The following is a 10,021-nucleotide window of genomic DNA, read 5'->3' on the forward strand; positions in this document are numbered from 1 at the left end:
TCCTCGCAGGCAGCGGTCGTTCCTCGAGCAGTGCCCGGTCGCGGGCCGACGGCTGGGTGGCCAGGTAGTAGACGCCGCCGGCCAGCAGGGCGACCCCGGCCACCCCGATCGCCACCGGCACCCAGGCGGGAGCGGTGGCGGTGGCGGCCGCGCCACCGGCTGCGGCGAGCAACGGAGCCGTCTGGAGGAACTCGCCCCTGGCGTCCCCGTAGTTGAGCGGGTTCTGCCGGGCGTAGCCGTACGTGCCCAGGTTCGCCGAGTCGTAGACGCCGCTGGCGGGTGAGCCGTTCAGATACGACTCGCCGGCCGGGTCGGGTGACTGCCAGACGCCGGTACGCGGGTCGTAGTAGCGGGCCCCGAAGTAGTACAGGCCGGTTTCCTCGTCGAGCTCCTTGCCCGCGAAGAGGTACGGGGTGCGTTGCTTGTTGCTCGCCTCGTCAACCCAGGCCTCGCCGGAGGGGAAGTACTCGGTGTGCCGGAAGATCTCCCCGCTCGCGTCGGTGATGTAGCTGTTGCTGCCGAGGTGGTCGGGGTGGAAGAAGTACCGGTCCTTCTCCTCCGCATTGCGCTTCATCAGCTTCGACGCGATACGCATTCCGCCGGCGAAGACGTGCTTGGTGCCGATCTGGCGGTTGCGGATGGAGAAGAACTGGTTGACGTAGGCGGTCTCGCCCTGTGGGCCGCGCTTGATCACCCGCTCGCCGGCGCTGCCGTACTTGTAGGTCGTCTCGCGCCCGTTGTCGGAGATGCTCTGGATGCGGTTGTCCTCATCCCAGACGGTCGTACGCCGCTGGCCGTTGCCGTCGTCGGTCCAGCCGGTCTGGTTGCCGTTGGCGTCGTAGATGTACGACTGCTGGCCGATCTTGCTGGCGGCATGCGGCTTCGGACCGCCGTACTCGTAGGTCTGGCTGTAGGTGGTCTTGTGCTGCGGGATCGGGCTGCCCGACGGCTGGACCACCTCGTGGTTCTGCTGCTTGGAAGTGACGTTGTAGATCGAGTCGTAGCTCTGGCTGTACGTGTACCGGTTGAACTTGTTCGGCTCGTACTCGTATGTCCCGGTTGCTCCGGTCAGCCGGTAGAGATCGTCGTAGGTGAACGTCTGGCTGCTCGGCCCGCCGTCCTGCGAGGGCGGCGGCACCGGGACGTCGTTCTCCAGCGTCAGGATGTTGCCGACGTTGTCGTGGGTGTAGTTCAGGTTCTGGAACGCTCCACCGCTCGCCGGTCCGGTACGCAGGTTGGTCAGCATCCGGTCGAGCGGGTTGTAGGTGAAACTGCTCTGGGTCCCGTTGCCGACGGCCAGGAAGGCACGCTGCCCGAACTTGTCGTACTCCAGCCGGTTGACGTAGGCGTAGCTACGCCCGCCCTTGACCCCGCTGGCCTGCCGCAACGCGCCGCCGGAGTCGTATTGGTAGGTGAGCACCTCGCCGTCGGGGTACACCATCGACTGCATCCTGTTGAAGGTGTCGAAGGTGTACTGGGTGGTGTACGACTCGGCCTGCCCGGTGTCGGTGGCCACCGTCCGGACTTCCTTCACCGCCTCGCCGAGCTTGCCGTAGAAGCGCTCCTCGACGCCCGACTCGTCGGTGACCCGGGTGATCCGCCCGGCCCGGTTGTCGGCCGCGCCCGGCGCGCCGTACGTGTAGGTGACGTTGTTCCCGGTGAACGTCGGGTACCGCACGGCGACGAGCCGGTTGAACTCGTAGTCGTAGTTGATCCGGGCGCCGGTTGCCCGCAGGTTCGGGGTGATCTCACCGGTCTGGTTGCCGGCCAGGTCGTACAGGTGCTCGGTCAGGCCGGTGTCCGGGGTCTGTACGGCGGTGCGGCGGCCGAGGTTGTCGTAGGTCGCCGTGGATTGGTTGTTGTGGTCGTCGAGCACGCCGACGAGCTGGTCCAGCGCGTCGTACGTGTAGCTGGTCCAGATGGGCTGCCCGTCATGGAATTCCTGGAGCCCGGTGACGAGCTGGCGGACATTACGGAAGGTGCGCTTCTGGTTGCCGTTGGCGTCGGTCACCGCCCGCTGGAACTGGGTGGCTCCGGCCCGGTCCGGCCCGAACCCGTAGCTCGTCCTGGTGACGGTGTCGTCCGGCAGCGTGATGGTGGTCTGCCGGTCCAGCACGTCGTACGCCGTGCGGGTCGGCTGGACGCTGTCGGCGGCGGCGTGGAACACGCCCGGCGTGCCCAGCGGCTCGGTCGTCGGGTAGGACTCCTCGACGGCCCGCCCGAGGTGGTCGAAGACCACCCGGCCGGAGACGACCATGACGTCGGTCGCGGCGGCCGAAGGGCCGGCGTGGATGGTGGCGTCCTTCTTGATCTGGAGCGCCCGGCCCAGCCCGTCGATGAACTGTGCGGTGTCGATCGTGTCGGTGGCGCTGCGGAACTTGTCCAGGTGCCGGGTGAGCGCCCACGGGACGCCTGCCTCGGGGTGGTACTCGAACCGGATCGTCGGCGTGCCGGTGCCCGTCTCGTACGGCCCGGTGACGCTGACCGTTCGGCCGAACTCGTCGTACGCGTAGGAGGTCGAGTTGTTGTTGGTGTCCACATTCGTCGCGGCAAGCCCGAACCGCAGGTCGTACGTCGAGCTGGAACTGAGCCCGAAGCTGTCGCTGACCCGGGTCACGTGCGTCGCGGTCGTCGCGTCGTACTCGTAGGTGTACTGGAACCGTTGGCCGGTGGCGTTGGCCGGACCGGTGACCCGGCGCAGGTTGCCGTTGGGGAAGTACTCCAGGTCGGAGACCGATGCCTGGCCGGCGGCCAGGACCTCCCGTATCTGGGTGAACTTGCCGGTGGCGCAGTCGACGGTGCCTTCGCGCTTGCGCAGCACGGTGTTCCCGCCGCCGGTGACCGTGATCGCGACCGGTGCCGACCGGATGCACGGCGAGTGCGAAATGGTGGTGGCCAGGTCGTCGGCCTCCCCCGCCTCCCCCGCGTCGAAGGTCCGGTCCACGTTGCCGACCGCGTCGTAGTGCATGGTCGTATGCGTGCTCTTGGCCGCGTCCGGCGTCCCCTCGTAGAACCGCTGGTCGGTGCGGACGAGCTGGGCGAAGACGGTCGCGGTCGGGCTCGCCGGGTCGGCCGGCTCCGCGCCGGTGTCCACGTCGCGCAGGAGGTAGGTGTTCTCGGTCTGGTTGAACCGCCGGCCGCCGCCATCCAGGACCACCTGCCGGGTGGTCAGCCCCTTGGTGTAGTAGCTGTCGGTGCGGTACTCGCGGACCACGCTGCGGGAGACCGCGCCGGCCGCGTCGTGGTGCCGCTCGGTCACCTTGGCGTAGCCGCGGAACTCGCGCTCACCGCGGTCGAAAACACCGTTTTCGTACTGGTAGGTGGTGACCTGCGTGTCAACCCCGTCGTTCGCGTGTCCGTCATTGACGGTCGTGCGGGACAGCACCCAACGCGACTGCGGATCGTTGACCGTGTTTCCGTCGCGCTGGTACTCCAGGCTGATGGTGGCGCCCAGTGGACGGCTGATCGACTTGAGCAGGTTGGTGCGGCCGGTGCGGTTTCGCGCCACCTTGAGGTTGCTGTCGTCGGTGGAGGCAAGGTGGTCGACGTACCCGTCGCCATCGATGTCCCGGAAGGCCGCTTCCTCCCGGGACATGCTCTGGTTCACGTCGGCGCCCGGATTGATGACGAGGTAGCAGGCGAGCACGCAGAGCGGGATGCCGAAGGTGAAGTAGGCGCCGCCACCCAGGCCGGTGTTGCCGGCGCAGATCCGTACGTCGTCCCAGTCGATCCCGGCCAGCCCGACACTGGTGCTGTCCCGGCAGGCGCCGCCCAGTGCGCCGCCCCAGGGGACCGGCGGGGCGAACCCGTTGCCGGTGTTGAAGCCAACCCGCAGCCCGCCGCCGTTGGGCAGGACCCGGTCCAGCAGACCGTCGCCGTTGAGATCGATCAGGGTCTGGCTGGTCTGCGACTTGTTCTTGGTCAGGGAGGCGCCGCCGGCGAACTCGTAGGTGCCGGTGTTGAAGCCGAGGCTGGCCCCGATGGAGCCGTTCTCGCTGGCGCCGTCGTTGATCGCGGCGGTCCCCCACGGCTCGGCGGGGGCGAAGGCGTAGCCGAGGTTGAGCGCGACGCTCAGCCCGCCGCCGCTCTGCGTGACCTTGTCGGGTAGCCCGTCGCCGTTGACGTCGAGCAGGTCGTGGCTGGGATCGGAGTCACCGCGGCCGAGTCCCGCGGACAGCCCGAGCGGTTGCATCTGGGTACCGGTGCTGTTGCTTCTGGGCGGTGTCTTGCTCGCGGTGTCGACCTCGCTCTTGCCGTTGGCGAAGAACGCCGCCGGGCTGCCGCCGACTCCCACGTTGACGGCGGTGGCGTCGCTTCCTCTCGGCGAGGCCAACCCGGACACCGGCCGGCTACCGGCCTCCAGCCCACCGGTGAGCGTGGAGTACTGCACCCGGCCGCTGCTGACGACGTCGGGGAACCGGTCGCCGTTGAGGTCCACGTAGTCGACCTGCGCGCTGGTTGACCCGGTTGAGGCCGAGCCGGACAGGAACGACACGCCGCCACCGACCGCGGTCTGGTCCGCGTCGGTCAGCCGATTCACCGCGCGGGCGCCGGCGAAGTCTTCCGGCCGGGGCACGGCGATGGCGTCGGCGCCGAGCCGGGAGCTGCTCATCGAGCCGGCCTTGACCCAGCCCAGCTCGTCGGGGCCCTTCCAGGACTGCTCCGCCGGGAACGGGTTGAACACGTACGCCTTGGCGGTCCGCGGGTCGTAGGTCGAGTTCTCGTCGAAGACCGGGGCGAGGTCGGCCTCGACGACCGGCTGCCCGGCCCGGTCCCGGTTGCCGTTGTATCCGGCGTACGTCCAGCCGCGGTATGGCTGCGCCAGCAGGCCCTGGGCGGCGGCGCGGTGCACGGCGCTCGGCACGCCGGAGCCGTCGACCTGCACCGTGGCGGCGGTCAGCGCAAGCGCCGGGTCGGCCACGGAGAAGTCGAAGTACAGCTGGTCCCCGGCCGTCACCTCCAGCGGGAAGGCCGCGTCGGAGGCGGTGCCGTCGCTGATGGTGATGCTGTGCTTTGCCACCCGCTCGCCACGCTTCTTGACGGTGAACGTGATGGTGCCGTTGCTGCCGGCGGGCGCGGACACCTGCGGGCTCACCTGCACGGTGCCGGTCGCCGGGGCGGTCCATGCGCTCTGCGGCGCGGTCAGGCCGGTGGCGGGGTAGATGTCCACGTCGTACGGCGGGTACAGCACGATCAGCGGGTCGCCGGAGCCGTCCACGAGCGGGCCGAGGTCGTCGGAGGCGGTGTAGGACACCGCGGGTGTCCAGGACAACTGCCGCACGTCGATCGGCGAGTCGACCTTCACCCGCAGTTGGATGGAGTCCCCCGCCGCCACGTCGAGGCTGGCGTCGAGCGGCACGTCACCGGTGACATCCCAGCCCAGGGTCTGGGAGAACACCTCATTCCCGTTGTGCAGCACGAGCACCGTGACGTCGTCCGTGGTCCGGCCAAGCTTGCGCAGGTCACCGGTGAGCCGGACGGTCCCGTCGGCCGGAACGGTCAGGGCGGCCCCGCGCCGGCCGGCCAACGTAAAGTCGGTCGCGGCCTGGTAGCGGTGGGCATCGAGGTTGTTCGCGTCCGGCGCCGCCTCGACGTCCAGGTAGGCGATCGCCGGGTCCCACGACACCTGGTCGTACGAACCGTCGACGACGGACTGGACGCGGAAGTACAGCCGGTCGCCCCGGCTCACCTCGATGGAGTCGACCCCGGCGGGCTGCTTGGGCGCGTAGTCGTCGCCGTTGATCGAGGTGGACCACAGTTCGCTGCCGTTGTGCTGCACCGCGACCCGTACCCCGTCCGCGGTGCGATACGCGGCGCGGGGCTGCCCGAGGTCCTTGATCAGCGCCACGTCCCCGGTGACGCGTACCCGCCCGTCGAACGGGGCAACCCATCGGCGCAGCGTGTCGGCCAGCGGGAAGTTGTCGATCCGCTGCTGGTAGACCGCGTCGAAGTCCTCGACGATGCCCTGCGGGTCGACCGATCCGCCGTCGATGCGGACCGGGGTGTCACCGCTGTCCGGGGTGAAGGTCGGCACGCCGTCCGGGGTGAGGTGGTTGAACAGCACCTGGCCGTCGCGGACGAGGTCGATCAGGCCGTCACCGTTGACGTCGCTGAAGTAGGTCGAGTTCTCGGTGAACGAAGTTGCGTGGTTGACGAAGACGTTCGCGACGAGGTACGCCTCGGCGCCGAACGAGGTGGTGTCCGAGGTCTCCGCGGAGATGGCGGGCAGCGTCGGCACCTGCGCGGCACTGCCGGCGAAGCCGGTGCTGCCATCGGGCCGGGACGTGTTCAGCCGGACCCGGATGTCGTTACCGCTCTTGAAGACCTTGTCCGGCAGGCCGTCGCCGTTGAGGTCGACCAGCGCCAACACGCCGTCGTTGCTGCTGCGGTTGAACCCCACCTTGCCACCGGCCGAGCCCTGCTTGCGTGGCGCCAACGGGTTGAAGCCGACGTAGAGGTGCCCGCCAACGCCGGTGCTGATCGACCCGCTCAGCGCGCTCGCCTGCCCGTGGTCGAGCAGCCCGGCGGTCACGTTGTCGCCACCGGTCTGCCAGGTGGTCGCGGCCGCGAACCCGTTGTAGTCCCCGGCCTCGCGCACGTCGTCGTAGTAGGTGAACTCGTGCGTGTTGAAGGCCGTCCCGGTGCCGCCCCGCTGGGTGACCGAGCGAAGCAGCGTCTTCCGGAAGGCACCCTCCGTGTAGGACATGTCGTAGCGGCGTACCAGCGCGCCGTTGAACGTGATGTCGATCCGGGCGAGCAGTTCCGCGGTGACCTGCTTGAAGCCGCCGCGGGCGCTGATCACCACGTCCGGCCGGCGGGGGTGGCCGGACAACTCGCTGTTCCGGACCAGCGTCACCGTGTAGGCGCCGGCCGCCGTCGGGGTCCGGGTGTAGTTGACGGTACGCAGGTAGAGTTCCTTGCCCGGCACGGTGCCACCGGCCACGCCGGCGTCGGACACGGCGTCGTAGCCGTACCGGACCGCGTTCCCGAACAGGTCGCGTGTCTCGTGCAGCGCCCACCGGAAGACGTTGCCGGCCGGGTCGGCGAGGGTCGCCTCGGCGAGCTGGCCGGTCTCCGGCGACCCGCCGTAGAACGACCGGGTGCCGCTCTTCTCGGTGACCTCCCACCAGTAGGTCTTTGGGCTGGAGCCGTGCCGGACGATGGTGGCGAACTGCCCCTCGACGCGGTTGTGGAAGACCCGCTCCGCAGCCCGTGCCACCGGTGGTCCGCGGTGTGCGACCGGCGTGAGCTGGGAGCCCCGGAGCGTGTAGGTTTCGGTTTCCTGGGTCGCGCTGTACCGCGGCACACCCCACCTGGTGTCGATGGTGACCGACGGCACGGAGAGATCCCATCCGACGCCGAGCCAACCGTTGCCGCCCTCGGTGTCGTATTGCAGCTGGAGCCCGGGCGCCATCCCGTCCCGGCCGGGCGGCAGCTCGATCGGGTACGATGTCCCCGAGCTACCGCGGTTTCCGGGCTGCGGCGCATTGATCAGGTTTACCTTCGCGCCCGGATCGGCGGCCTTGATGTCCTTGATGCTGGTCGGGTCGTAGGACACCGTCTCTGCGTGGTCCGGCACCGTCAGGGTGGCGTTGACGAAGTCGGTGAAGTGGTCGGTACTGCTGGTGATCGTCTGCGCGTCGGTGTCGATCGACACCCGCTCCAAGGCCCGCCACCGCTCCGACTCCTCGTCGTAGAAGTAGGTGTATACGTCCTGCTCGGTCAGGCCGAGCGGGATCAGCGCGGGGTCGTACGGAAGCGTGATCGTGACCTCGGCGGAGAACGTCTGATGCGGGAGGAGCCGGTACCCGCGGCGCGGCTTTTCCGTAACGTTCGTCATCGCCTGATCCATCGGGGCCAGGTCGGTTTCGCACAGCGAGCTGGCGACGATCGTGCGGGCGGCCTTCACGGCCTTGGGCCGGAAAGCCACGAGCGCGCCGTCGTGGGCGATCTGCGCGGCCTTGTCTGGCGACACCGCCGTCGACTTGGCCCCGGGTAGGGCGGCCTTCGAGCAGGCAGGCTGCGGGGCGCCAGCACCGGGCGCGTAACCCGCCGGCGGCTTATCCGGCGCCAGCGGCAACCGTGCCGTCGTGGTTACGCCAGACGCGGTGCCGGGCGCCGTCGCCGTGGTGCCCGGCGCGGCTCGGTACGGCTCGGCCGCGAGGGCGCCGTTCGACGGGAAGGTCACCAGCAACAGCGTCACGAGGGCGGGCGCCATCAGACGGCGGTTCATGAAAGCCTCCCCGGACCCAAAGATCGGAAAGCAAAAATATAGACAGAGATCCCCTCGCGAGGGAACCGCCCCGGAGCACGAGATCGCTCCGTCAACCGGTTTCTCGCGTATCACTGGTGTACATGGAATTGACGGCCACTGAACTGCGTCAGGAATTGCACCGGGTTAACCTAGACTGCGGGAAATGGCGGCAAACGCAAGATCCGACAGACGGAGCCGTCGGTGGCACCCACAGTAGACAGATGAGACGGCGCGATTTCTCTTACTTCCCAGCGCCGATCAGAAATCGACGGCGGCCCGCTTCACCGGGATCTGCGGGCTCGCGGTCACGCCGAACTGGCTGCCGGCAGCACAATCGCCGTCACGACGAGGCCCCGCTGCACCAGCCAGCGGCCGGAGAACCCGCGCAGGGCACCGCGGGTGGGCAGGACCGGGCAGTCGACCAGGAGTTCGGCGCTGAACGTTGCGGGTGCCGAAAACCGCGTCCGTCCTGGCCCCAATCCTCTTGATCACTGAGACCAGAACGCCGGTGCAGCCTCAAGCTCGCTCGGCCCCGATGTACCGGGTGATCGATGTTGAGCGGTGCGCGAGGATGACCCGTTGTGCTATTGCGACTGGCCTACCTCGGTGTGACCAACGCTCTCGCGCTGCTGCGGCTGCTGCCGATGAGCGACCGGGACAAGGACGCCGAGATCCTCGCGCTGCGCCACCAGATCACCGTCCTGCAGCGGCAACTGCACGGCGAGGAGGTCCGGTTTACGCGGGCCGATCGAGCGTGGCTGGCTGCTCTTCTACACCGGCTGCCGAGGGACGTCCTTCGCACCCTGCGGCTGCTGGTCCGCCCGGAGACCGTGCTGCGCTGGCACCGTGACCTGATCGCCCGCCGGCACGCCAGAACCTCCCGACCCCGGCGGGCTGGCCGGCCACGTACCGTGCGGTCAATCCGCCGGTTGGTGCTGCGCCTGGCCCGCGAGAACACCACGTGGGGGTACCGCCGCATCCAGGGCGAACTGCTCGTCCTGGGGCTGAAGGTCGCGGCCTCCACCGTCTGGGAGATCCTCCAGCAGGCCGGCATCGGCCCGGCGCCCCAGCGCAGCGCCACCACTTGGGCGACGTTCCTCCGCTCCCAGGCGCAGGCCATCATCGCCGCCGACTTCTTCGAAGCCACGACACTGGCCGGCGCCCGCCTGTACGTTCTTGCGGTCATCGAACACGCCACCCGCCGGGTCCGCATCCTCGGTGCCACCGCCCACCCCACCGCCGGCTGGGTGACCCAGGCCGCCCGGAACCTCGTGATGGACCTCGAAGACGCCGGATGTGCGATGAAGTACCTGGTCCGAGATCGAGACGGCAAGTACCCGACCCTGTTCGACGCGGTCCTCACCGACGCCGGGATCACAGTCGTGCTCAGCGGAGTACGGATGCCACGCATGAACTCGATCATGGAACGCTGGATCCAAGCCTGCCGCCACGAACTACTCGACCGGACACTGATCTGGAACCACGCCCACCTGATACACGCCCTGCACGAGTACGAACGCCACCACAACCAACACCGACCTCATCGCGGCATCGCCAACGCCCGGCCACTACGCCCGCTGCCCGAACCGATCACCGATACCGCGACGCTGACACGCCTGCGCATCCACCGATACGACCGACTCAGCCTCGATCCACCGACGTGGTTCGTCGTGGGACTGTACAAATAACGGCTGATTGACCGATCAAGGGAGAGACGCCAGATGACGACCGAGGCCACCGTGGGACAGCCGGCCGTGGAGCCGGTGG

2 protein-coding genes are annotated in these 10,021 nt (G+C 68.8%); one reads left to right on the forward strand and one right to left on the reverse strand.

Features of this window, described 5'->3' with window-relative positions; genetic code table 11:
- The coding region (locus AB0M52_RS24310) for a SpvB/TcaC N-terminal domain-containing protein (RefSeq protein ID WP_363957834.1) at positions 1-8,233 on the reverse strand (8,233 nt) is incomplete at its 3' end.
- A 602-nt stretch (positions 8,234-8,835) separates the two neighbouring features.
- Here AB0M52_RS24310 and AB0M52_RS24315 point away from each other — a divergent pair.
- Positions 8,836-9,942 (forward strand): integrase core domain-containing protein, encoded by a 1,107-nt coding sequence (locus tag AB0M52_RS24315; protein WP_363957837.1) that lies wholly within the window; start codon positions 8,836-8,838, stop codon positions 9,940-9,942.
- Positions 9,943-10,021 lie beyond the last annotated feature (79 nt).

Source organism: Micromonospora sp. NPDC051296 (assembly GCF_040682255.1).
GTDB classification, from domain to species: domain Bacteria; phylum Actinomycetota; class Actinomycetes; order Mycobacteriales; family Micromonosporaceae; genus Micromonospora; species Micromonospora craterilacus.